Annotated in this window: 18 protein-coding genes; 8 read left to right on the top strand and 10 right to left on the bottom strand. The window is 63.2% G+C overall.

The features are described 5' to 3' along the window. Nucleotides 1-321 precede the first annotated feature (321 nt). The 3 genes from minE to minC are packed head-to-tail and all read right to left on the bottom strand — an operon-like array spanning nucleotide 322 to nucleotide 2,170. Nucleotides 322-582: a cell division topological specificity factor MinE gene (minE, locus tag C8J36_RS21945; RefSeq protein ID WP_062596754.1), complete on the bottom strand. Its 261-nt coding sequence runs from the start codon at nucleotides 580-582 to the stop codon at nucleotides 322-324. Next, nucleotides 579-1,394, bottom strand: coding sequence for a septum site-determining protein MinD (minD, locus tag C8J36_RS21940; protein ID WP_062596755.1), 816 nt, complete (start codon nucleotides 1,392-1,394; stop codon nucleotides 579-581). The genes minE and minD overlap by 4 nt, the downstream gene beginning before the upstream one ends. 29 nt (nucleotides 1,395-1,423) lie before the next feature. Continuing rightward, nucleotides 1,424-2,170: a septum site-determining protein MinC gene (minC, locus tag C8J36_RS21935; RefSeq protein ID WP_132537461.1), complete on the bottom strand. Its 747-nt coding sequence runs from the start codon at nucleotides 2,168-2,170 to the stop codon at nucleotides 1,424-1,426. Between the two features lie 209 nt (nucleotides 2,171-2,379). Here minC and C8J36_RS21930 point away from each other — a divergent pair, with 209 nt between their 5' ends. Both C8J36_RS21930 and yghX read left to right on the top strand, forming a co-directional pair. Further along, nucleotides 2,380-3,471 carry an ROK family protein gene (locus tag C8J36_RS21930; RefSeq protein WP_132537460.1) on the top strand — a complete coding sequence of 364 codons (1,092 nt, stop codon included), beginning with the start codon at nucleotides 2,380-2,382 and terminating at the stop codon, nucleotides 3,469-3,471. Nucleotides 3,472-3,562: 91 nt separating this feature from the next. After that, nucleotides 3,563-4,450: a YghX family hydrolase gene (gene yghX / locus C8J36_RS21925; RefSeq protein ID WP_132537459.1), complete on the top strand. Its 888-nt coding sequence runs from the start codon at nucleotides 3,563-3,565 to the stop codon at nucleotides 4,448-4,450. A 36-nt stretch (nucleotides 4,451-4,486) separates the two neighbouring features. Here yghX and C8J36_RS21920 read toward each other — a convergent pair whose 3' ends face one another. Beyond that, on the bottom strand, nucleotides 4,487-6,217 hold the full coding sequence (locus C8J36_RS21920; RefSeq protein WP_132537458.1) for an ABC transporter ATP-binding protein: 1,731 nt from the start codon (nucleotides 6,215-6,217) through the stop codon (nucleotides 4,487-4,489). Nucleotides 6,218-6,443: 226 nt separating this feature from the next. Next, nucleotides 6,444-8,645, bottom strand: a complete 2,202-nt coding sequence (locus C8J36_RS21915) for a TonB-dependent hemoglobin/transferrin/lactoferrin family receptor (RefSeq protein WP_132537457.1) — start codon at nucleotides 8,643-8,645, stop codon at nucleotides 6,444-6,446. A 334-nt stretch (nucleotides 8,646-8,979) separates the two neighbouring features. Between C8J36_RS21915 and C8J36_RS21910 the strand changes: the two genes are divergently transcribed. The 5 genes from C8J36_RS21910 (at nucleotide 8,980) to C8J36_RS21890 (ending at nucleotide 16,943) form a co-directional block, all read left to right on the top strand. Then, on the top strand, nucleotides 8,980-9,657 hold the full coding sequence (locus C8J36_RS21910; protein WP_132537456.1) for an ABC transporter ATP-binding protein: 678 nt from the start codon (nucleotides 8,980-8,982) through the stop codon (nucleotides 9,655-9,657). Further along, the gene (locus C8J36_RS21905; RefSeq protein ID WP_132537472.1) at nucleotides 9,657-12,065 is read left to right on the top strand and encodes an FtsX-like permease family protein; all 2,409 of its coding nucleotides are present in this window, start codon (nucleotides 9,657-9,659) and stop codon (nucleotides 12,063-12,065) included. Before C8J36_RS21910 ends, C8J36_RS21905 begins: the two co-directional genes overlap by 1 nt. Then, the gene (locus C8J36_RS21900) at nucleotides 12,055-13,146 is read left to right on the top strand and encodes a lipocalin-like domain-containing protein (protein WP_132537455.1); all 1,092 of its coding nucleotides are present in this window, start codon (nucleotides 12,055-12,057) and stop codon (nucleotides 13,144-13,146) included. Before C8J36_RS21905 ends, C8J36_RS21900 begins: the two co-directional genes overlap by 11 nt. A 229-nt stretch (nucleotides 13,147-13,375) precedes the next feature. After that, nucleotides 13,376-14,896 carry an ATPase domain-containing protein gene (locus C8J36_RS21895; protein ID WP_132537454.1) on the top strand — a complete coding sequence of 507 codons (1,521 nt, stop codon included), beginning with the start codon at nucleotides 13,376-13,378 and terminating at the stop codon, nucleotides 14,894-14,896. Nucleotides 14,897-14,900: 4 nt separating this feature from the next. Beyond that, nucleotides 14,901-16,943 carry a hybrid sensor histidine kinase/response regulator gene (locus C8J36_RS21890; protein WP_245506696.1) on the top strand — a complete coding sequence of 681 codons (2,043 nt, stop codon included), beginning with the start codon at nucleotides 14,901-14,903 and terminating at the stop codon, nucleotides 16,941-16,943. Between the two features lie 17 nt (nucleotides 16,944-16,960). Here C8J36_RS21890 and C8J36_RS21885 read toward each other — a convergent pair whose 3' ends face one another. From C8J36_RS21885 to C8J36_RS21865, 5 genes are all read right to left on the bottom strand, one after another. Further along, the gene (locus C8J36_RS21885; RefSeq protein WP_132537452.1) at nucleotides 16,961-17,419 is read right to left on the bottom strand and encodes a RidA family protein; all 459 of its coding nucleotides are present in this window, start codon (nucleotides 17,417-17,419) and stop codon (nucleotides 16,961-16,963) included. 17 nt (nucleotides 17,420-17,436) lie between these two features. Further along, nucleotides 17,437-17,892, bottom strand: coding sequence for an Lrp/AsnC family transcriptional regulator (locus C8J36_RS21880; RefSeq protein WP_132537451.1), 456 nt, complete (start codon nucleotides 17,890-17,892; stop codon nucleotides 17,437-17,439). 143 nt (nucleotides 17,893-18,035) lie between these two features. Continuing rightward, the gene (locus tag C8J36_RS21875; protein WP_132537450.1) at nucleotides 18,036-21,218 is read right to left on the bottom strand and encodes a multidrug efflux RND transporter permease subunit; all 3,183 of its coding nucleotides are present in this window, start codon (nucleotides 21,216-21,218) and stop codon (nucleotides 18,036-18,038) included. A gap of 161 nt (nucleotides 21,219-21,379) precedes the next feature. After that, nucleotides 21,380-22,567, bottom strand: coding sequence for an efflux RND transporter periplasmic adaptor subunit (locus C8J36_RS21870; RefSeq protein ID WP_132537449.1), 1,188 nt, complete (start codon nucleotides 22,565-22,567; stop codon nucleotides 21,380-21,382). A 30-nt stretch (nucleotides 22,568-22,597) separates the two neighbouring features. Further along, complete coding sequence (locus C8J36_RS21865; RefSeq protein WP_245506695.1) at nucleotides 22,598-23,692, bottom strand: alpha/beta hydrolase; 1,095 nt, start codon at nucleotides 23,690-23,692, stop codon at nucleotides 22,598-22,600. Here C8J36_RS21865 and C8J36_RS21860 point away from each other — a divergent pair. Then, on the top strand, nucleotides 23,574-24,467 hold the full coding sequence (locus C8J36_RS21860) for a LysR family transcriptional regulator (protein ID WP_245506694.1): 894 nt from the start codon (nucleotides 23,574-23,576) through the stop codon (nucleotides 24,465-24,467). The two genes, C8J36_RS21865 and C8J36_RS21860, sit on opposite strands and share 119 nt — an antisense overlap. Nucleotides 24,468-24,494 lie beyond the last annotated feature (27 nt).

Raw genomic sequence — 24,494 nt, 5'->3', positions numbered from 1 at the left:
AGAAACTTCAGAGCGAGTTCGTCGGTCGCCAGCAGCGCCGCCGCCCTCGTTGGTGTGCGGTTTATAGATCCCACTTCACCGCTTCGTCAACAGGGGGTGTTCGAAAAACTTCATAAAACTGACAAGTGACTGTAATCTTACGGGAATTCGAAACGATAACCTACAGGCCCCGATTCCGCAGACGAAAACGACGCCCGGAGCGAAAGCACGGGCGTCGTTGAAGACCGGAAGCTCCCGGGCAGATTTAACCCGCTTCCGAAACGGGATCGGCGCGGCGGCGATCTTGTCGCGGCCGCGCCGATGAAAATGCTTTTGAGGGTCTCAGGCTGCCTGCTTGGTCGCGTTCAGCGGGATTTCGACATCGATCTCGAGGATCGACATGTGTTCGTCCCTATCCATCTTCACATGAACCTTGTCGCTGTCGATCTGCACATGCTTGGCGATGACGGCGAGGATTTCCTCACGCAGGATGGCGACAAGGTCGGAGCCCGCGGCACCGCGTTCATGCGCAAGCAGAACCTGCAGCCGCTCGCGCGCCATCGGCGCGGACCTCTGTTTGGTGAAAAGGCGGAAAATGCTCATGCAGCCCTCCGTGCGAAGATCTTGCCGAACAGGCTGCGCTTTTCGCCGGGGATCGTCACCGGCAGGGTTTCGCCGGCCAGACGACGGGCGGCATCGAAATAGGCCATGGCCGGCGGGCAACGCACATCGGCGAGCGTGACCGGTGCGCCGATATTGGAGGCGCGCAGCACATCCATGCTTTCGGGGATGATCCCGAGCAGCGGGATGGACAGAATTTCCAACACGTCCTCGACCTTGAGCATGTCGCCACGCTCGGCACGAACGGGGTCGTAACGGGTGAGCAGCAGGTGCTTCTCCATGCGCTCGCCGTTCTCGGCCTTAAGTGTCTTGGAGTCGAGCAGGCCGATGATGCGGTCGCTGTCCCGCACGGACGAGACTTCCGGATTGGTGACGACGACGGCGACGTCGGCATGGCGCATGGCGAGCGTCGCGCCGCGTTCGATCCCGGCGGGGCTGTCGCAGATGATCCAATCGAAATGCTGTTTCAGCTCGGCGATGACGCGCTCGACGCCCTCTTCCGTCAGATTGTCCTTGTCGCGTGTCTGCGACGCCGGCAGCAGGAACAGGGTTTCGAGCCGCTTGTCGCGGATCAGCGCCTGCGGCAGCTTGGCATCGCCCTGGATGACGTTGATCAGATCGTAGACGACGCGGCGCTCGGCGCCCATCACCAGATCGAGATTGCGCAGCCCGACATCGAAATCGACCACGACGACTTTCTCGTTCCTCTGAGCCAGGGCGGCACCGAGGGCGGCCGTGGACGTGGTCTTGCCGACCCCACCCTTGCCTGACGTAACGACGATGACTTTCCCCATCTTGCTCTCCTGTTTTGGCCGGACACGGCTCACTTGAGTTTCTCTGCCATGATCGCATCGTCCTCCAGCCACAGCTGGACAGGTTGTCCGCGGAAGCCGGGGGCCATGTCTTCGGCCATTTTGTAGACGCCATCGATCGCGACCAGTTCGGCCTCGAGCTTCCGGCAGAAAATTCGCGCGGTCGCGTTGCCGACGGCGCCCGCCATGGCGCGGCCGCGCAGCGCGCCGTAGATATGGATCGAGCCGCCCGCGATGATCTCGGCACCCGAGGCCACCGAACCGACGACCGTCACATCGCCATCCGTAAAGACGACAGATTGCCCCGATCTGACCGGCTCCCGGATGACGAGCGACTGCAGCGCAGGCCGCGGTTCGTCCGCCTGAACGGCAGCGGCTTCCGGCCCGGCATCACCTTGTGTATCGGCATCCGTCGGATCGCTCGTCGCGACCTCGAAATCGGACGCCGGGCGTCCACCCTTCAATGCCGGCGGCATGCCCGGCGCGATCGCCGAGGGACGCGCGCCTTCGATGCCCATGATGCTGACATTGCGCCGGGTGAGCGCATCGACAAGCTCTTTCAGTTGCGCCCGGTCGAGCTTCAGGTCCGCAACATCAAGGACAGCCGGGCGACCAAAGAAGAAGCCGGCAGAGCGCGCGGCGAGGTCGTCCAGCCGGATCAGCCACGCATCGAGCGGCAGGTCCGGAGAGAGAACGACCGCAAGAAAGGAGCGGCCCTTGATACGGATCGAGCGGGCGTCTGAGGACACGGTGTTCATCTGGGTTAAGGATTCGTTTACAATGTTTAACGCTGGGACGGTTAATGAAAGGTTAACGTGACCGGCTTGCCCAAGGCTTGCGAAACGGTCGAAACGGGGGCGATTTCATCCCATTTCAGGGGTTTTGCACCGGGCCATGCGGGTCTGCTTGGAACATCCACAGCCACGGCACGTTGCGAACCCACTGCAGATGAAGGGATCGATGATTGATGGGCATGTCAAAGACTGCGACACAGGATCAGGCCGCCGGCCCCCTGACGAATGGAGCCCTCGACCTTCCCGCCCTCACCATCGACGACTACAATATCGAGATCCGCGACAAGGAGGGCTTTATCGGCGACAAGGCGACCAAAGCCGAATTTCGGGAGAAGCTGGACACTTGGCGCAAGATCATGCGCGACGTCGACATCGACCCGATCGGCAAGGTGCCGACGGCCGATCTTCCCAAACGTGAAATCGATGGCTTGCTCAAGGGCAAGGATGCCCAGGCATCGGCCTTGATCTGGAGCGCGGTGGAAGACTTCGCGCAGGAATTCGCCGATGTTGTCACGCGCTTCCTGAAGCAGAAGCACTGGGCGGGCACCGAACGGATCGTCGTTGGTGGCGGCTTTCGGCAGAGCCGCTCGGGTGAACTCGCCATTGCCCGCACCGAGATGCTGCTCGCCCAGCGTGGCGTCCGCGTGCATCTGGTTCCGATCGTCCAGCACCCTGACGATGCCGGCCTCATCGGTGCGGTGCACCTGATGCCGGCCTGGATGCTGAAAGGGCACAAGGCGATCTTCGCCGTCGATATCGGCGGCACCAACATCCGCGCCGGCGTCGTCGATCTGGGAAAGGCGAAGTCCGACGACAAGCATTATCTCGAGGAGGCGACGGTCTGGCAGTCCGAGATCTGGCGGCACTCCGACGATCGCCCCAGCCGGAGTGCGGCCGTCGAGCGGCTGATCGCGATGCTCAAAAACCTGATCGCCCGCGCCGAAAAGGAAAAACTGGCGCCGGCACCTTTGATCGGCATCGGTTGCCCAGGGATCATTCAGGCAGACGGATCGATCGAGCGCGGCGGGCAGAACCTTCCGGGCGGTAATTGGGAGAGCGACAGCTTCAACCTGCCCGCCGCCATCAAGAAAGCCATCCCGCAGATCGGCGGCCACGAAACCTTCGTGATGATGCACAATGATGCGGTCGTTCAGGGCCTGTCGCAGATTCCCTTCATGACCGACATCGCAAAATGGGCGGTGCTGACCATCGGTACCGGGCTTGGCAATGCCCATTTCGTCAACAAGGCGAAGTCCGAAAAGTAAGTCAGGCGATCCCGTTGCCGAACTTGTGAGGCGACGCTCCATCGGTTGCCGTCTACCCTCGGAAGCGACAGGATAAGCGGGAGAGCATGCAATGACGCGTCTGACAGCCAGGGATTTCGACCAGGAACTGCTGGAACTCTACGATTATTATGCGCATGGAAAAATCACCAAGCGCGAGTTCCTCGATCGCGCGGCCAAGTTCGCCGTCGGAGGACTGACGGCGGCGGCCATCCTTTCCTCGATGAGCCCGGATTACGCCCTGGCGCAGCAGGTGGCGTTCACCGATCCGGAGATCGTTGCCGAATACATCACCTACCCCTCGCCGAGAGGGCACGGAGAGGTCCGCGGCTATCTCGTGCGTCCCGCCAAAGTTGAAGGCAAGGTCGCAGCCGTGGTGGTGGTGCATGAGAATCGCGGCCTCAATCCCTACATCGAAGACGTGGCACGGCGTGTCGCCAAGGCCGGCTTCATCGCGCTGGCGCCCGATGGTCTGACGTCGGTCGGCGGCTATCCCGGCAATGACGAAAAGGGTCGGGAATTGCAGAAGAGCGTCGACCCGACGAAGCTGATGAACGATTTCTTCGCCGCGGTGGAGTTCATGATGGCGCATGAGGCCACCACCGGGAAGGTGGGAATGACCGGCTTCTGCTATGGTGGCGGCGTGTCCAATGCCGCAGCGGTCGCCTATCCGGAGCTGGCGGCGGCCGTGCCCTTTTACGGCCGACAGCCGAAAGCCGAGGACGTTCCACGGATCAAAGCGCCGTTGCTCCTGCACTATGGCGAACTCGACACGGGCGTCAATGAAGGCTGGCCGGCCTATGAGGCTGCTTTGAAGGCCGCGGGCAAGACCTATGAGGCCTATATCTATCCCGGTGCCAATCACGGATTTCACAACGACTCGACGCCGCGTTACGACGAAGCGGCAGCGAAGCTCGCCTGGGACCGGACGATCGCGTGGTTCAACCGATATCTCGCGTGAGCAGGGCCGATCGCGCCCGAGGCGACGGCATGATCGTCATGCGCCGCCGGCATGCGGCGCTTGAAGGCGGCGGTAACGACTGTCGGGCACGGCGAGAAGCGCGGCATGCGTCCCCTCTTCCGCGATCCGGCCATCCTCCACAACCATGATCCGGTCGGCACTGGCGATCGTCGCCAGGCGGTGGGCGATGACGAGGGTCGTGCGGCCCTCGGCAAGCTCGCTCAGCGACTGCTGGATGGCGCGTTCGGTTTCGGTATCGAGGGCCGAAGTCGCCTCGTCGAGGATGAGGATCGGCGGGTTCTTCAAAAAGATGCGCGCGATGGCGAGGCGCTGCTTCTGCCCCCCGGACAGCTTGACACCGCGTTCGCCGATGACCGTATCCAGTCCCTCCGGAAGGGCTGCGATCACCGCGTCGAGACGCGCACGCCGCGCGGCATCGAGAATATCGGCCTCGGATGCCTCAAGGCGGCCGTAGGCGATGTTCTCGCGGATGGTTCCGGCGAAGAGGAAGACGTCCTGCTGGACGATGCCGATGTTGGAGCGCAGTGACCGCAGCGTCATGTTGCGAATGTCGATCCCATCGATCGTGATCGCACCGGACGTCACCTCGTAGAAGCGCGGCAGAAGCGAACAGATGGTGGTTTTGCCCGCGCCCGAGGGGCCGACGAAGGCGACGGTCTCGCCGGCACGCACCGTCAGATCGAGTTCGCGCAGGATCGGGCGTCCGCCGTCGTAGCCGAAGCCGGCATTGCAATAGACGATATCGCCTTTCAAGCGATCGGCCGCCACCGCATCGGGGCGATCCGCGATGTCCGGTTCGGTCTGCAGGAACTGCTGATAGCGCTGAAACCCGGCGATACCCTTCGGATAGGTCTCGATGACGGAGTTGATCTTGTCGATCGGCCGGAAGAACACGCCGACGAGGAGCAGAAAGCCGACGAAGCCACCCGCCGTCAGCTCGCCGCGCACGACGAACCAGGCGCCCGCCAGCATGACGGCCACCTGCACGAAGCGCATCGAGAGGTAGGACAGGGAGGTAGACGCCGCCATCAGCTTATAGGCTTCGAGCTTGGTGCGCTGATAGCCGGCATTGTTCTGCGCGAACAGCGCGCGCTCGTGATCCTCATTGGCGAAGGCCTGGACGACGCGGATGCCGCCGACATTCTCCTCGATGCGCGCGTTGAACTCGGCAATCCTGCCGTAAAGCGCATGGGAGTTCACCGTCATGCGCGTCCCGTAGCGCGTTGTCACGAACGCGGCGAGCGGGACGATGATCGCGGTGATCAGCGCAAGCGGCACATGCACGAACATCATCAGGACGAAGGCGCCGACCAGCGTCATCACGGCGATGAAGACGTCCTCGGGCCCGTGATGGGCGACTTCGCCGATCTCGTCGAGATCCTTCGTCAACCGCGCCACGAGATGCCCCGTCTTCTGGTTGTCGAAATAGCCGAAGGAGAGTTTCTGCAGATGGTCGAACGCCTTCCGCCGCATCTCCGTCTCGATGCGGATGCCGAGCATATGGCCCCAATAGGTCACCACGATTTGCAGCCCTGCATTGACGACATAGATGAGCAGAAGGCCGAGGGCCGCGAGACCGATCAGACCGAACTGGTTGGTCGGCAGCAAACGGTCGATGAAAAGCTTGACGGCAAGCGGAAAGACGAGTTCGAGCAGACCGGCCGAGATCGCGCAGGAAAAATCCAGCAGAAAGAGCCGGCGATGCGGCCGGTAGTAGGCCGCAAACCGCCTGAGAAGATCATTCATGCCGCAACTCGAGAAAGGCAAGGATGCGCCGGCTCGCGCCGATGCATATTGCAACCGCATGTCGCCCGCAACGCAGTCGCGGTTTGGGGCGACGCGACGCGGGGTGGACCACGACTCTAGCGACGGAAGACCCGCGATGGAAATCCTATGCGGGCCAGCCGATGGCTCGCCCGCATGTTTCCCCTCCCCTGTGTCATCGAAGGCACGTCGAGGAGGGGAAGTTGGCTCAGAACTTTTGGGTCAGGGAAATCTTGAAGGAGCGGCCGGCTTCCGAATAGAACTGGGACGCGTTGGCGAGATCCTTGACTTCGAGCGCGTCGAGATAGGTCTTGTCGAACATGTTGTAGACACCCGCCTGGATGCGCAGACCCTTTGCCTGTTCCGGCTCCCACCAGCCCGTCAGGTTGACGATGCCGTAGCCGCCTGGTCGCGTTCCGGCCACGGAGTCCGCATCGACCGCCGCGGCGGTGACGAGGCTGAGATCCGTTCCCCAGAATTCGGTGTTATAGCCGACGCCGACGATCGCCTTCAGCGGCGCGACGGAGGCGAGCAGTTCGTCGGTGTCGAGATCGGTTCCCCGGGCATAGGCGAGCGATCCATGGACGTCGATGCCGGATGAGAAGGTCTTCTGCGCGCGGGCTTCGACGCCCGAAATCCGGACGCGGTCACGGTTGAAATATTCGATGCTCCCGAAAGCGTAGCCTGCCTCGGGCGTGGTTTCGGTATCGATGAAATTCTTGTAGCGCGTGGTATAGGCCGATATCCGCCCACCGAAATCCTCATCGCCCAGGTTGGCGCCCGCTTCAAAGCCGTAGCTCGTTTCCGGGTCGAGATCCGGATTGCCGATCTGCCTGTAGAGCGGCGCATTGTCATAATTGCTGTAGAGCTGCGAGACGTTCGGTGCCTTGAAGCCCGTGGTGACCTGCGCGAACAGTTCGACATCCGGACGAACCTGCCAGGCGGCGCGCAGCTTCGGGGAGAGACGAAAATCGCTCTGCCCTTCGGGAAGATCCGCGCTGTTGCCGATGCTCGTATAGGTCGAGGTTTCCTGCGGATCGTGGCGGTACCAGTCGAGGCGCAGGCCGGGGGTCAGGGACACGCCGCTATTCCCGAGGCCGATCTTGTCCTCGGCAAACAGGCCGACCGTCACGCTGTCGGTGTCCGGCATGTCGGATTGGTTGTTATGGTAGTTGATGCAGGCTGGCGCAAACACGATGTCGCAGGTGTCTTCGCCCTTCTGGTACTGGGTCGTCCGGGTCAGGTCGAGATTGCCGCCGAAGGTGACCTGATGGGTGAGAAGGCCGGTATCGAAGCTGGAATTGGCATAGCCGCTCGCGCCATAGGAGCGGGCGTCGTTTGTGCTCGACCGCATGTAATAACCGACCGGACCCGTCAGACGCGTGCCGTGCGTGCCTTCGATGCGCTCGGCACGCTGGAAATAGACGGTCGCAAATGCGCTGTCGATCCAGCTGTCGCCGCTCTCCGCATCGAAGACATAGTCGAGCGATACACGGTCGCGCTTCTTGTCGGACTCCCGGTCATAGCCTTTGGCCTCATAGGTCGAACCCTGCGTCTGGCGCAGGTCCGTGGCTGTGTTCTGATCGTAATGCTCGGCCGTCAATCCGATCGTGTGGCCGCCTTCGAGCGACTGGCGCACCTTGAAGAGGATGTTGCGTCGGTTGAGATCCATGGGATCGGCCTCGGTTCGCGTCGGGCCGTAGCCACCGACATCGCCGCCCGTCTCTTCTTCATGTCCGTATTTGTACGAGCTCTGGAAGAGCACGGAGGTCTTGTCGAAGCGCCGGGCGACCGCCGCGGCACCGACCAGCGAGCGATCGGCGCTGTCATAACCGAGCTTGGCCACACCGCCGACCGTCGCACCCTCGGCAATCAGGTCTTCGGGCTCCAGCGTGCGCAGGATGACGGCGCCGCCGAGCGCGCCGGAACCGGCCCGGCTCGAATCCGCCCCGCGCAGGATATCGACGGTGCCCAGCGACGAGAAATCATAGGTATCGACGCCGCCCTGGGAGCCGCGCACGCCGTCCGAGAGGTAGGGTACCGGGATGCCGTCGATGGTCGTCAGGACGCGGTCGGCTTCCAGGCCACGGATGTTGACGCTCTTGGTGGCGGATACGAAGCTGACACCCGGCTCTGTCGTATCGCCGAGATCGTCAAGGTCGTCGATGTCCTTTTCGGCGATCTGCTCGGCGGTCGTGCGTGTCGCAAGCGGGTTATCCTCCGGCGCGCCCTTCTGAACGCGTTTGCCCTTGACGATGATCGCCGGCAGCGCCGTCGCATCCCCCGATGCGGCGGAGTCCTGCGTGGCCGATCCGTCCTGAGCGATGGCCGGCGTCAAAGGTGCAATCGACGCGATGACGATAAGCGAAGAATAGGCAAGAAGAACGGATCGCAAGCCCCGGGATACCATGTTGTTTCCTTTCAGCAGACACGCCAAGGCCTTTCGCCGCAGGGGTTTCTGCGGAGATGACATGACGTGGCCGACACAATGAACCGACAGACGAATGCCTGCCCCCGGTTTTGACAGCTAGAAAACATGAGTGCTTTTGTCAATATTAAAACGCCGGTCGATTTGGATCATTCCTGCATCTCTGGCGCGAGCGGTCGGGACTGAGAAAAACTGCCGTCGACATGGACAAGATCGTGCCGTCTTCTAGTTGATGACCACGCGGACCACGGCTCGACGAACCGCACGGAAGGAACAAGACACGCATGACCTGCCCAAGTTTTGCGATCGGACGGACATGCTGGTCGTGCTAGAGGACGTGTCGAAAAGCTACCGGACCGCAGAAGGGCCACTTTCGGTCCTGCAAGGGATCGACCTCTCGCTCGGTGCCGGCCAGACCCTGGCGCTCACGGGGGAATCCGGCAGCGGCAAGAGCACGCTTCTGCATCTCGTCGCCGGCCTCGATCATCCGGACCAGGGCCGGATCGCGATCGACGGACGCGAGATCGGCGGGCTCGACGACAGGGCGCGCGCCTCCCTGCGCCGGTCGACGGTCGGACTGGTCTTCCAGCAGTTCAACCTCATCCCGTCCCTGACCGTCGCCGCCAATCTCGCCTTTCATGCGCGCCTTGCCGGCCGTTTCGACGCGGCATGGCAGCAGCAGCTGACGGCGAGGCTCGGGCTCGAACCGCTTCTCGCACGCTACCCCGAGCAATTGTCGGGCGGGCAGCAGCAGCGCGTCGCGATCGGGCGGACGCTCGCCGCGCGGCCGAAACTGGTGCTCGCCGACGAGCCGACCGGCAATCTCGACGAGGCGACGGGCGATGCCGTGATGGCGCTGATGCTGTCGCTGGTCGCGGAAACCGGATCGTCGCTTCTGATGGTCACCCATTCGCAGCGCCTGGCCGGGCAGCTCGATCGACGTATCCATCTGCGCTCGGGCCGCATCGACCAGACGATGGAACGGTCGCCATGATGCGCCGCACGGCGATGGCGGCGCTCCTGTCGCACTGGCGCCGACGGCCGCTCCAGCTGGTCATGCTCCTCCTCGGTCTGTCGCTGGCAACCGCGCTCTGGTCGGGCGTTCAGGCGATCAATGCCGAGGCCCGCGCGAGCTACGATCGCGCGGCGGCAACGCTCGGGCAGGATCGCCTTGACCGGATCGTCAACGGAACGGGCGCGCCAATCACGCAATCCGACTACATCGCGCTTCGCCGCGCGGGCTGGCTGGTTTCCCCGGTGGTCGAGGGAACGCTCCGCCTCGGGCCAACGCGCCTGCACCTCATCGGCATCGATCCCCTTACCATGCCGGCCGAGGGGCTGGACCCTGAGATCGGCCGCGATGGCGATCTTCTTGCCTTTCTCACGCGCCCCGGCCTGCTCTACGTCTCCTCTGAAACCGCGGACACGCTCTCCGGGCCGTCGCTCCCGCCATTGAAACGCACCTCGTCGCTTCTCGCGGGCATCGGCATGACCGATATCGGCATTGCCCAGCAGCTTCTCGGCAGGCCCGGCGAGATCAGCCAGCTGATCGTCGCGCCCGGTCAGCGGCCAGGTCTCCCCGCGGTCGGAGAGATCGCACCCGGACTGATGGTGAAAGCGCCGGATGCCCAGGGCGATCTCGCGCGCCTGACCGACAGCTTTCATCTCAACCTCACCGCCTTCGGGTTCCTTGCCTTCGCTGTCGGCCTGTTCATCGTCTATTCCGCCATCGGCCTGGCCTTCGAGCAGCGGCGGGCGACCTTTCGCACGCTCCGCTCGCTCGGCCTGCCAGCAACCACGCTGACCGGCCTCCTTCTGGCAGAGCTGGTGGGTTTCGCGGTCATCGCCGGCATCGCCGGCGTTCTGCTCGGCTACATCGTCGGCTCCGTCCTCCTGCCCGGCGTTGCCGCGACCCTGCAGGGGCTTTATGGCGCCAGTGTTCCCGGCACGCTCACCCTGCGGCCGCAATGGTGGGCGTCCGGCCTCGCCATCGCGCTGTTCGGGACGCTTGCGGCGGCCGCGCAAAGCCTCTGGCGTGTCTGGCGCATGCCGCTTCTGGCGCCGGCCCAGCCACGGGCCTGGGCACGCGCGTCGGAGTCGGGGCTTCGCATACAGGCCGCAGCGGCCGTTGCCCTGTTTGCGACGACGATCGCTCTTGCGGCCTTCGGCTCGGGTCTCGTCGTCGGTTTTTCTGTGCTCGGCGGCCTTCTTCTCGGTGCCGCGCTGCTGCTGCCGGTGCTGATGGCACTGTTTCTGGCCCTCATGCAGCGGCTGACCGCCCGTCCGATTGCGGAATGGTTCTGGGCAGATACGCGCCAGCAACTGCCGGGTCTGTCGCTTGCCCTCATGGCCCTGCTCCTCGCCCTCTCCGCCAATATCGGCGTGGGAACCATGGTCTCGAGCTTCCGTCTGACCTTTACCGGCTGGCTCGACCAGCGGCTCGCGGCCGAACTTTATGTCACCGCGCGCGGAGCGCGCGAAGCGGCGGACCTGCGCGCCTGGCTCACAGGCCGTGTCGATGCGATCCTGCCGATCTGGAGCGTCTCCGGCGATATCAGCGGCGCGCCGGCAGAGGTTTACGGTGTTGCAGACGATCGGACCTACCGCGACAACTGGCCCCTGCTCGCCCGCACGCCGGACACCTGGGACCGCGTGGCCGAGGGAACCGGTGCGCTGATTAACGAGCAATTGTCGCGGCGGGACGGCCTTGCCGTCGGCGACAGCCTGACGCTTCCGGGCGGCTGGATGACGACGGTCGCCGGTGTCTATTCCGATTACGGCAACCCCCTCCCCCAGGTCATGATCGGCATCGATGCCCTGACGGCGCACTATCCGGACGTCGCGCGCCTGCGCTACGGGCTGCGGCTTGCCCCGGCAAATGTCGGCGCAGTGTCGGAGGCCGTGCGCGAGCGGTTCGGCCTGCCGCCGGAAAACCTTGTCGATCAGGCGAGCCTCAAGCGCCGCTCGCTCGAAATCTTCGAGCAGACATTCTCGGTCACGGCCGCACTCAACGTTCTCACCCTCGGCGTCGCGGGTCTTGCGATGTTTGCCAGCCTGATGACGCTGTCCACCATGCGCCTGCCGCAACTCGCGCCGATCTGGGCCATGGGACTGACGCGCCGGCAGCTTGTCGGTCTCGAGCTCGCACGAACGCTGATCCTTGCAGCAATCACGCTGCTGGCGGCTTTGCCCGTCGGGCTCGGGCTTGCCTGGGTCCTGCTCTCCGTCGTCAACGTCGAGGCCTTCGGCTGGCAGCTTCCCATGCACATCTTCCCGGCCGACTGGGTCCGTCTTGCGGCGCTTGCCCTTGGTGCAAGCCTGCTCTCGGCCATCATTCCCCTTCGCCAGCTGGCCGCCACGGCGCCATCCGATCTTCTGAAAGTGTTTGCCAATGAACGGTAGGCCCGTCTCTGCCAAAGCCGTGCTTTCGCTCCTGATGTCGCTTCTGCTCGGCCTCTGCTCGCCATTTGCATCGGCAGCGCAGGGATTTGCGGGTCTCGGCACGACCGCAGAAGGCTTCGCCGTGCCGCAGCCGGGCAAAGTCTTTACATTTCCGCGCGATCACGGCGCGCATCCCGATTTCCGCATCGAGTGGTGGTACGTCACGGCCAACCTGACAGGCGCCGACGGCAAGGCCTATGGCGTCCAGTGGACACTTTTCCGCTCGGCCCTGCAGCCGGGCGATCGCGAGGGTTGGAGCAGTCCGCAGATCTGGATGGGACATGCGGGCCTGACGACGCCCGATCGGCATTTCGTGGCCGAGCGCCTTGCCCGCGGCGGCATCGGGCAGGCTGGCGTGACAGCCGAGCCGTTCGAGGCGTGGATCGATGATTGGCGCATGCAGGCGACGGCACCGGTCACGGGTGACGACGCCGTGGCGCATGTCGCCCTCAAGGCTTCCGGAGCGGATTTCGGCTACGCGCTCGACCTCACGGCGAAGCAGCCGATCGTTCTCCAGGGGCAAGGTGGCTATTCGGTCAAGTCCGCAGCCGGGCAGGCAAGCTATTACTACTCCCAACCCTTCTACGCCGTGCGCGGCACGCTCTCCCTCCCCGGCGGCGACGTTTCGGTCACCGGTCAGGCCTGGCTGGACCGGGAATGGTCGTCGCAGCCATTGGCAGCCGATCAGACCGGATGGGACTGGTTTTCCCTCCATCTCGACAGCGGCGAGAAACTGATGGGGTTTCGTCTGCGCGATGGTGGGGCCGGCTATACCTCGGCCACCTGGATCGCCGCGGACGGCACGCCCTCGCCGCTTCCACCGGGCGCACTCACCTTAGCCCCCCTCGCCACAGCGCAGGTTGCCGGTCGAACGGTCCCGGTCGGGTGGCGCTTGTCCCTTCCCGCACGCGGGCTGGATGTCACCACCACCGCTGTCAACCCGCAGGCGTGGATGGCGACCCGCACGCCCTACTGGGAGGGCCCCATTACCTTTTCCGGCAGCCAGAGCGGCCGTGGCTATCTGGAGATGACGGGTTACTGAGACCTTTGGCAGAGACGGCCGGCCGCCGCGGATAATCGTTGGCTTATCCCGTCCATTTCACAGTGTTCACTGACGAATATGATTAGACCTTTCAACGCGTAACGGATAATTTGCAGGTGACGAACGCAGCGATTTCAGTCGAAAACAGTGCACAGCCGGATTTTCGTTCTCAGGACGCCGCAGGTAGGATCAACGTCGGCAGACGCGCCGGCGAGGAACGGAAGAGACGATGACAACTGACCTGGCTTCGACGGCGATGACCGGCGTGAAAGGCCTAGATGACGTGCTGGCCGGCGGCTTGTCACGGCGGCACGTGTTTCTGCTGGAGGGATCTCCCGGCACCGGCAAGACGACGGTTTCCCTGCAATTCCTGCTGGAAGGTGCGGCCCGCGGCGAGCGCTGCCTCTACATCACGCTTTCCGAAACGGAAGACGAACTGCGCAGCAGTGCTGCGTCTCACGGCATGGAAATCGGCGAGGAGATCACGATCTTCGAACTTGTCCCGCCGGAAAGCCTGCTGGACGCCGAGCAGCAGCAGAGCCTGCTGTATTCGTCCGATCTCGAACTCGGGGAAACCACCAAGCTGATCTTCGAAGCGTTCGAGCGCGTGCGCCCGAGCCGCGTCGTCATCGACAGCCTATCGGAGATCCGCCTTCTGGCGCAGAGTTCGCTGCGCTACCGGCGCCAGATCCTCGCGCTCAAGCATTATTTCTCGAAATCCGGCGCGACCGTTCTTCTCCTGGACGATCTCACCGCCGATACGCTCGACAAGACGGTGCACAGCGTCGTTCATGGCGTCATCCATCTCGAGGAACTGTCGCCGAACTACGGTGCCGAGCGGCGTCGGCTGCGCGTCATCAAGTATCGCGGCAGAGCCTATCGCGGCGGGTATCACGACTACATCATCGAGACCGGCGGTGTCGTGGTCTTTCCGCGTCTGCGCGCAACGGAACACCGGACCGACTTCGAGCGGACGGTGCTCAGCAGCGGCATTCCTGCCCTCGACGGCCTTCTCGGCGGCGGCATCTCCCGCGGATCGAGCACGCTCCTGATCGGGCCGGCCGGAACCGGCAAGAGTCTGTTCGGTCTGCAGCTCGTGGACGCCGCCGTCAAGCGGGGCGAAACCGCGGCCATCTTCGTCTTCGATGAGGAACTGGGGCTGCTGTTTGCCCGTATACGAAGCATGGGCATCGACCTGGAGGCAATGCGCGACGCCGGCAAACTGTATATCGAGCAGTTGGATGCCGCCGAACTCTCTCCCGGCGAATTCGCCCAGCGCGTCCGCGAGAGCGTGACGCGCTTCAACGCCAAAACGGTATTGATCGACAGCGTCAACGGCTATCAGGCTGCGATGCCGGAGGAGAACGCCCTCATCCTCCACATCCACGAGCTGCTGCAGTATCTCAACCGGCAGGGCGCGAACACCTACCTGACGGTTGCCCAGCATGGTCTGGTCGGCGACATGAAGTCACCCGTCGATGTCACGTACCTCGCCGATACGGTCATTCTGCTGCGGTATTTCGAGGCGATGGGGAAAGTGCGGCGCGCCGTCTCCGTGATCAAGAAGCGGACGGGGCACCATGAGGACACGATCCGCGAATACCGTATCGGAGCGGATGGCCTGAGCCTCGGCGAGCCGCTGGCCGGCTTCCAGGGCGTGCTTCGCGGCGTGCCGGTCCTGACCACAGGGGCCCAGGCCCTGATGCCGCCCCTGATGCCGCTTGCCGATGGGAGTGGCGACAATTTCTGATCGCATGCCGACCGTTCTCGTTCTCGCGCCCGCCGGGCGCGATGCCCAGATTGCGGCATCCCTGCTTGCCGAAGCCGGGATGGCGTGCGTGTCCGCAGACAGCATGGTCCAGTTCGTCGAGGGGCTCGGCGAAGACGTCGCCTTCGGGGTTATCACCGAGGAGGCGCTGCGCTCCACCGATCTCAAGGCGCTGTCCGGCTGGATCTCGGCACAGCCGAGCTGGTCGGATCTGCCCTTCATCGTGCTGACCCAGCGTGGCGGCGGGCCCGAGCGCAATCCGGCGGCTGCACGGCTCTCGGAAGTGCTCGGCAATGTCAGCTTCATCGAGCGGCCGTTTCACGCGACGACCTTCATCAGCGTCGCGCGCACGGCCATGCGCGGACGACGCCGGCAGTTCGATGCGCGGCTGCGCATGCAGGCGCTCGATGATGGCGAGCGGCGGCTGGCAACGGCACTTGAGGCCGGGAGGCTCGGCGCCTGGGAGCTCGATCTCGCCACGCAAACGCTGACCACGTCCGTTACCTGTCGATCGATCTTCGGGCGCGAGGCGGCGGAGACGCTAAGTTACGACGACCTGATCTCCACCATTCACCCGGAAGATCGCGAGCGAATGATCGCCGCGGTGGGGCACACGCTTGAGACCGGGCGGGATTATTCGATCGAGTACAAGGTCATCTGGCCGGATGGCTCGCTGCACTGGGCCGAAATCCGGGCGCAGGTCTATCGGGATGGGCTCGGCCGACCGGCAAAGCTCGTCGGCGTGTCCGCCGACATCACCGAACGGCGGCGACTGGAGGAACAGCAGCGACAGATCAACGAGACGCTGGAAGAGCGCGTGACGAAACGGACGGCCGAGCTTGAGGAAGCCCATGCCGCTGTCATGAGCGAGGTGGCGCAGCGCGAGAAAGCCGAGGAACAACTGCGCCAGGCGCTGAAGATGGAGGCGATCGGGCAGCTGACCGGCGGTGTGGCGCATGATTTCAACAATCTGCTGATGGCCGTGCTCGGTAACCTTGAACTTCTGCGAAAGCATGTCGACGGCGACGCGAAGGCGGTTCGCTTGATCGACGGCGCGGTGCAGGGCGCACGCCGCGGCGCATCGCTGACCCAGCGCCTGCTTGCCTTCGCCCGACGGCAGGATCTGCAGGTCGGGCCGGTGGATCTCCAGAAGCTGGTGGCCGAAATGGAGGATCTGCTGCGCCGCTCCGTCGGCTCGGCCATCACCCTGCAGAGCGAGATTGCGGACGATCTGCCGCCCGCCGAAGCGGACAGCAATCAGCTGGAACTTGCCCTTCTCAACCTTGTCGTCAATGCGCGCGACGCGATGCCCGAGGGCGGTACGATCACCATTCGCCTCGACATGGAAGACCGCCCCACCGCCACGGAGGTGCTCTCGGCCGGTCGCTATCTCGTGCTTTCGGTGACCGACACCGGCATCGGCATGGACCCGGAAACGCTGCGGAAGGCGATCGATCCGTTCTTCTCGACCAAGGAGCTTGGCAAAGGCACCGGTCTCGGTCTGTCGATGATCCATGGCCTTGCCATTCAGCTCAAAGGCGCGCTGCACTTGTCGAGTCGTCCGGGACAGGGCACGACAGCCATCCTGCGCGTTCCCGTCTCAAAGCCGAGCGAGATCGGCGAAAAGGCGGCGCCGCCGGAGGTTCTGCCCGTCGGAAAGTCCGAGCGATCGGCGTCGCTGCGGATCCTGATGGTCGACGACGATGCCCTGATCGCGATGAGCACCGTCGATATGCTGGAGGATCTCGGCCACAACGTGGTGGAAGCCAATTCCGGACGGCAGGCTCTCGGCATTCTGGAAGGCGGCGATGCCTTCGATCTGATGATCACCGACTTCTCGATGCCGGGCATGAACGGGGCGGAGCTTGCCCGCAAGGCGCTGGCCCTGCGGCCGGATCTCAAGATCCTGATTGCAACCGGCTATGCCGAGCTGCCGGCGGGAACGGAGCTGAACATTCCAAGGCTCGGCAAGCCCTATTCGCAGGACCAGCTGGCAACCGAGATCGCAAGGATCGTCTGCCAGACCTGAGGCGGACGTTTCACTGGTTAGCGCTTGATCCGCAGGATCGTCTCGATTTCCACCGTCATCCCGTTGGGAAGCGATCCCATGCCGATGGCGGATCGGGCGTGGCGACCGTCTTCGCCCATCACCTCGATCAACAGGTCTGAAAAACCGTTGATAACGAAAGGATGCTCGGTGAATTCGGGAACGGCATTGACCATGCCGAATACCTTGATCACCTCGACCGCGTCGAGGTCCCCCACCGCATGCTGGACCGTCGAGAGAACCTGCAGCGCGACGAGCCGGGCATGGCTGCGGGCCTCCTCGAGGGAGACATCGCGCCCGACCTTTCCGGTGTGCCAACCTCCGCCGGCACGTGCCGCGCCCTGCCCTGCCAAATACAGCATGTCACCCGCTCTCTTAGCCGGCACATAATTCCCGCCCGGCGCCAGCGGAGCCGGCAGCACCAACCCCAATTCCTCCAGCCGTCGGTAGCAGCTCATCGCCTCCCCTCCCCTTCTCAAACGCTGCTCAAGAGCAGGCTCGTCTCGCTGTTCGCGACACCCTCGATCATCCGGACCTCGCGAAGAACGCGGTCGAAATCGGACAAGGTGGCCGAGCGCATGTTCGCCACCAGATCCCAATTGCCGTTGGTCGTGTGGAGCGCGTAAATCTCCGGAATGCCGCGCAGGCGACGGATCACCTGCGTCGTCGATTTGCCCACGACCTCGATCATCATGACGGCATGGATGGTCTGCGCATCGAAATCCTCGCGCATGCGCACGGTAAAGCCGAGCAGGGTTCCGGTATCCAGAAGCCGGTCCAGCCTATTCTGAACAGTGCCACGGGCGACACCCAGTGCGTCCGACAGTTTGGACAACGATGCCCGTCCATCGACCCGAAGATGGGCGATGATACGCCGGTCGAGATCGTCAGGCACATAAGTCGCAGGCGCCGCGTTCTTGGAATATTTCACAGGATACTATTCCATCTGCCCGGAAGATTGACGGATTAAACACCCTTTCTCGCATTTTGTCACCCAACGTCTACGCCAATACAAAGCGCCGCCGGACCTCAGGGCTCGGCGGCGCGTCTGTGTGCGGGAGATACCCTCGCTGTTTACTCCGCCGGCAGAAGATGCGCGTCCTGCGCCTCCGCAGAGCTTTTCAGCGGCCGGTTTCCGGCGAGTTTGCGCACCAGCACGTAGAAGACCGGCGTCATGAAGATCCCGAAGACGGTGACGCCGATCATGCCGGAGAACACGGCAATACCCATGGCAGCGCGCATTTCGGCCCCTGCCCCCGTGGAGATGACCAGCGGCACCACGCCCATGATGAAGGCCATCGAGGTCATCAGAATGGGACGCAGCCGCAGCCGGCTCGCCTCGACGGCCGCCTGAACGGGCGTTCGCCCCTCGAACTCCAGCTCCCGCGCGAACTCGACGATCAGGATCGCGTTCTTCGCCGATAGACCGACAAGGACAACGAGACCGATCTGGGTAAAGATGTTGTTGTCCCCACCCGTCAGCCACACACCGGTGAGGGCAGCGAGCACGCCCATCGGCACGATCATGATGATGGCGACGGGGAGCGTCAGGCTCTCATACTGGGCTGCAAGCACGAGATAGACGAGCAGCAGAGCGAGCGGGAAGACGAGGAAACCGGAACTTCCTGCAAGAATCTGCTGATAGGTAAGATCGGTCCATTCGAAGTCGATGCCGGAGGGCAGCGTTTCCCTTGCGATCTGCTCGATTGCCGCCTGCGCCTGGCCGGAGGAGAACCCCGGTGCCGGTGCGCCATTGACGTCGGCCGCCAGGAAGCCGTTGTAGCGGGTCGTCCGCTCCGGCCCGGTGGTGGCCTCGACCTTGAGGAGGGCCGACAGCGGGATCATCTGGCCCGTCTGCGAGCGAACCTTCAGCTGCCCGATATCCTCGGGCTTGGCCCGATACTTCGCATCCGCCTGGACCCGCACGCTGTATGTGCGGCCGAAGGCATTGAAATCATTGACATACAGCGAACCCAGATAAATCTGCAGCGCATCGAAGACATCGGTGACCGACACGCCGAGCTGTTCGGCCTTCGTCCGGTCGAGATCTGCGAAGAGTTGGGGGACGTTGATCTGGAAGCTCGAGAAGATGCCCGCGAGTTCCGGCGTCTGGTAGGCCTTGGCGATGAAGGCCTTGGTCGCTTCATCCAGCGCCTGATAGCCGAAGCCGGCGCGATCCTCGATCTGCAGCTTGAAGCCACCCGTGGAGCCGAGACCATTGACCGGCGGCGGCGGGAACATGGCGATGAAGGCGTCCTGGATGCCCGCATATTTCTGGTTTAGCTGCATGGCGATGGCGCCGCCCGAAAGCTCCGGCGTCGTTCGGTTCTCGAAGTCGTCGAGAATGGCGAAAACGATGCCCGCATTCGAGCCGATCGTGAAACCGTTGATCGACAGCCCGGGAAAGGCGATCGCGTTCTTCACGCCGGGCTGCTTCAGGGCGATATCGCTCATCTTCTTGATCACGCTCTCGGTCCGATCGAGCGTTGCGCCATCGGGAAGCTGAGCAAAACCAATCAGATACTGCTTGTCCTGCGCCGGCACGAAGCCGCCGGGGACCGCGTTGAACATGCCGTAGGTCGCGCCCGCCAATGCGAGATAGATCACCATGACGACGCTCTTGCGTGAGAGAAGTCCGCCGATGCTGCGGCCATAGCCGTTGGACGCCGCCCCGAAGGCCCGGTTGAAGCCGCGGAAGAACCAGCCGAACGCCTTGTCCATCGCGATCGTCAGAATGTCTTTCTTTGCGTGATGCCCTTTGAGCAGCAGGGCGGCCAAGGCCGGGGAAAGGGTCAGCGAGTTGATGGCCGAAATGACGGTAGAGATCGCAATGGTAAGTGCGAACTGACGATAAAACTGCCCGGAAAGCCCGGTGATGAAGGCCAGAGGTACGAAGACCGCCACTAGAACTAGGGCAATCGCGATGATCGGACCGGACACTTCCTGCATTGCGCGATAGGTCGCTTCCCGTGGTGCAAGGCCGTTCTCGATGTTGCGCTCGACATTTTCTACGACGACGATCGCGTCGTCCACTACGATGCCGATGGCGAGCACGAGACCGAACAGGGTCAACGCATTGACCGAGAAGCCGAAGACATACATGACCGCGAACGTCCCGATGATCGAGACGGGAACCGCGATCAGCGGAATGATCGAGGCGCGCCAGGTCTGCAGGAACAGGATGACCACGACGACCACGAGGGCAATCGCCTCGAGCAGCGTATCGATGACCTTTTCGATGGAGGCGCGGACGAATTCCGTGGTGTCATAGACGATCTCGAAACGGATGCCTTCGGGCATGGCTTTCGACAGTTCCGCCATCGTTGCGCGGACATCGTCGGATATGGCGATGGCGTTGGAGCCTGGTGATTGGAAAACGGGCACGGCGACGGCCGGCTCGCCGTCCAGGAGGGAGCGCAGCGTATAATCGGCAGCGCCCATCTCGATCCGGGCAACGTCCCGTAGCCGGGTTATCTCCCCACTGGCGCCGCTCTTGACGATGATATTGCCGAACTGTTCCGGCGTCTGCAAACGGCCTTGCGCGTTGACGGAGAGCTGCAGATCGACACCGGGCAGCGTTGGCGACGCCCCGATGATCCCGGCGGCAGCCTGAACGTTTTGCTGGCGAATGGCCGTGGTGATATCGCTCGCCGCCAGTCCGTATTCGGCGGCCTTTTGAGGGTCGATCCAGACGCGCATGGAGTAGTCGCCGGCACCGAAAACCTGCACCTGCCCCACGCCCTCGATGCGTGCCAGCCGGTCCTTGATGTTGAGAACGGCGTAATTGCGAAGATAGGTGAGGTCGTAGCGTCCGCCTGCGGAGACGAGGTTGACGACCATCATCAGGTCGGGTGAACTCTTCACCGTCGTGACGCCCAGCGCCCGCACCTCCACCGGGAGGCGCGGTTCTGCCTGCGACACACGGTTCTGCACGAGTTGCTGTGCCTTATCGGGGTCGGTCCCCAGCTTGAACGTCACCGTCAGCGTCAGAACGCCGTCGGCCGTCGCCTGGCTCGACATGTAGAGCATGTCTTCAACGCCGTTGATCGACTCTTCAAGCGGCGTGGCCACGGTTTCTGCGATGACTTTTGGATTGGCACCGGGATAGGTGCCGCGCACGACGATGGATGGCGGAACAACGTCCGGATATTCGGAGATCGGTAGCGCACGCATGCCGATCAGGCCCGCGACGACGATGAGAACCGACAGAACGCCGGCAAACACCGGTCTGTCGATAAAAAACCTTGAGATATTCATGTCATAACCCCTCTCCGGGAATGATCAGAAGACGAACGGCCCTGCTCGCGGCCTGACGGCCGCAAGGTCGGGTAAACGGTGAAACGTGGTTTCGGGTGAGGCCGATGCCGTGGGCGGACGTGCCGGGTTCAGCCGTCTCCACGCAGGCTTCAGGAAGTGATTTACTGCTGCGCGACCTTCGCCTCGCTCTGCGGATCGACCAACGCGCCGGGGCGGATGCGCTGCAATCCGTTCACGACGATACGATCGCCAGCGCTCAGACCCTTTTCGACGATCCGCTGTCCGTCGACCGCACTTCCAAGCTCGATCTGGCGATAGGCGATCGTGTTTTGTGGATCGACGACGAAGACGAATTTCTTATCCTGATCCGTTCCAACGGCCTTCTCGCTGATCATGAGATGGTTTTCAGGCGCAGGATCTCCCATGCGGATACGAACGAACTGCCCCGGAAGCAGGCGCCCGCCCGGATTGCCGAAGACAGCGCGAACCCGGACCGTACCACTCTGCGCATTGACCTCATTGTCGATCCACTGAAGCTGGCCGCTGATCGCAGCCCCCTCCCCTTCCCCCGTTGCCAATTCGACAGGGATCCGTGACAGGTCCGGGGACGCGGATGCGTCGTCCCCCAACTGGGCGAGCGTCCGTCCGACGAGATCCTCGTTGACATCGAAGCTTGCATAGATCGGATCGACGGATACCAGCGTCGTCAGAACCGGCGAGCCGGAGCCCGCCGCAACGAGATTGCCTTCCGTGATTTCGCGGCGACCGACGCGGCCGGAGATGGGCGCGCGAACGTCGGTATAGCCGAGCTCCAGTTGGGCGACGTGCAGCGATCCCTTTGCCGACTGGACGGCAGCGAGCGCTTCGGCTTTGGCGCTGCTGCGCTGGGCGAGCTCGCTATCGGAGAGTACGTTTTTGGATGTCAGCCGTTCGCCGCGCTCCAGCTCCGTGCTTGCGTAGGAAAGCCGAGCCTGCGCCGAGGCGACCTGCCCCTCCGCCTGCGCCACGGCCGCCTTGTAGGGCTCGGGATCGATCCTCACGAGAAGATCGCCCGCCTTGACCAGGGCGCCCTCGCGAAACTCGACGGACTGTATCGCCCCAGCGACACGCGGGCGGATCTGGACGCGGCCGACTGCCTCAAGACGACCGGAAAACGTCTGCCAGGTCGCGACATTTCGTGTTTCCACTGTCGCGACGGTGACGGGAATTGCCTGTGGCGCCGCCGCTACCGCCGGTTCTGCAGCCACGGCACCTTTGGTCCGCTCGAAGTAAAACGCTGCCCCCGCAACGGACGCAGCAATGCCCAGGCCGGCGCCCATCAGGGCCCAGCGACTTGTTTTTGCTGTCATAATCAACTCCTTGGCTCTGATAGAGCCTCTTCAGACTGTTGCTGGATCTCCCGACCGCAGCTCATCGACAAAGGCCGAGAATCCGGCGCCTACCGCCTCGATCCATGGACCCGTGTATTCCCTGTAAATTCCCGTCCACCCAAGGCTGACGGGGAGAATTCTTTCTCGAACGCAGACGCCCGCGTTTCGAAGCCGCCCCGCATAGGACAGCACCTCATCGCGCAGGGGATCGTCCTCCGACGTCACGAGAAGAGCCGGCGCGACCCCCATCAGACGTGAGCACTCGCAGGGCGCCGCATAGGGATGCTGGCCACCGCAGACGGCCCGCATATAGTGCCTCCACCCATCCGCCCAACGTTCTCGCAGGGAGACCTCTGCCTCCCGCATCGAGATCGACGTCATGCGCGGATCGATCAATGGCGAGAAGAGGATTTGGCCTGTGAGCCGACCTGGAAAGCGATCCCGCGCCTTCAGAGCAACGCCAGCCGCAATATTGCCCCCCGCCTCCTCGCCCGCCACGAAGAGCTGTGATTTCGCGGTTCCGCCCAGCATCTTGCGATGCTCGTCAATGTAGCTGAGCGCCGAACAGGCATGATCGAGGACCTGTGGAAAACAGAAATCGGACATTTCCCCATAGGCAGCTTCCACGACGACAGCGCCGGTATCGGCAATCGCCCGCGCAACAGTCCGCTCCCGATCCGGACGATCGCTTTCGAGGAACGCGCCGCCGTGAAGATAGAGAACAAGAGGACGTGGCTTGCGCGGCGCTTCGCTCTCGTACATGCGCACGCTCAGACCGGGACCGGGGTCCGTCGAAATTGCGATTGTCTGCCAGGCGCTCGTCATATCGATCGTCCGCTTCCCACGGCCATCTTGCCCATCGGTCTGTTTATCTAGTATTGTTCCATTCATTCGCACAAGTATGCCCCATCGGGTATCAATGTCCCGAATTTCCGAACAATAACGTGCATGGTAGGAAACCGACGCGATGGACCAACTCTCCGCAATGCGCGTGTTCGTGCGTGTCGTCGAAACCGGCAATTTTACACGAGCGGCAACCACTTTGGGCATGCCGAAGACGACGGTGACGAACTTCGTCCAGAGCTTGGAAGCGCGGTTGCGCACCACGCTTCTCAATCGCACCACCCGCCGGGTCATCGTCACAACAGACGGAGCGCTTTATTACGAGCGCGCCGTCCAGATCCTTTCGGAACTCGATGAACTCGACAGCAGTCTCAGCAACTCCCAATCCCAGCCGAGTGGGAGGCTTCGGGTGGAGATGGCCGGCGCCTTTGCCGACCTCGTCGTGATCCCTGCCCTCTGCGACTTCTACCAGCGCTATCCCCAGATCAAGCTCGACATTGGCGTTGGCGACAGGCTCGTCGATTATGTCGTCGAAAACGTGGACTGCGCCCTTCGTGGGGGCACACCCGGTGACCAGTCCTTGATCGCCCGGAAGGTCGGCGAGATGACGATGACGCTCTGCGCCGCTCCCTTCTACATCGAGAAGTTCGGAGAGCCTCAAGAGCCCGAAGATCTCATGCGAGACCATGTTGCCGTCGGCTATCTCGTCGCGCAATCCGGTCGCGTGATGGATCTCGAGCTGCAAAGTAGCGAGCGCTCCGTGGAGATCACGCCGAACTACATTCTCTCCGTGAACGATGCGCGCTCCTACGTCAATGCGGCAATCGGCGGGCTGGGCGTGGCTGTCGCGCCCGGCTTCATGGTCGAGGACGCCTTGGCCTCCGGTACCTTGAAGCCCGTTCTTCCCGGATGGACCGCGAAGGCTCTTCCCCTCTATGTCGTCTATCCGCAACGCCGGCATTTGAGCAATAAGGTTCGGGTTTTCGTAGATTGGCTCGCCAAGCTCATTCAAACCTTGCCAGCTGACAGGGTTTAACGGGAGCGCCGGTAGCCCCGCCGTAAA

The organism is Rhizobium sp. PP-F2F-G48, from assembly GCF_004342335.1.
Taxonomy (GTDB): domain Bacteria; phylum Pseudomonadota; class Alphaproteobacteria; order Rhizobiales; family Rhizobiaceae; genus Ferranicluibacter.
Note: the sequence above shows the minus strand (reverse complement) of the source record. Positions and strands in the feature narration are given on the sequence as shown.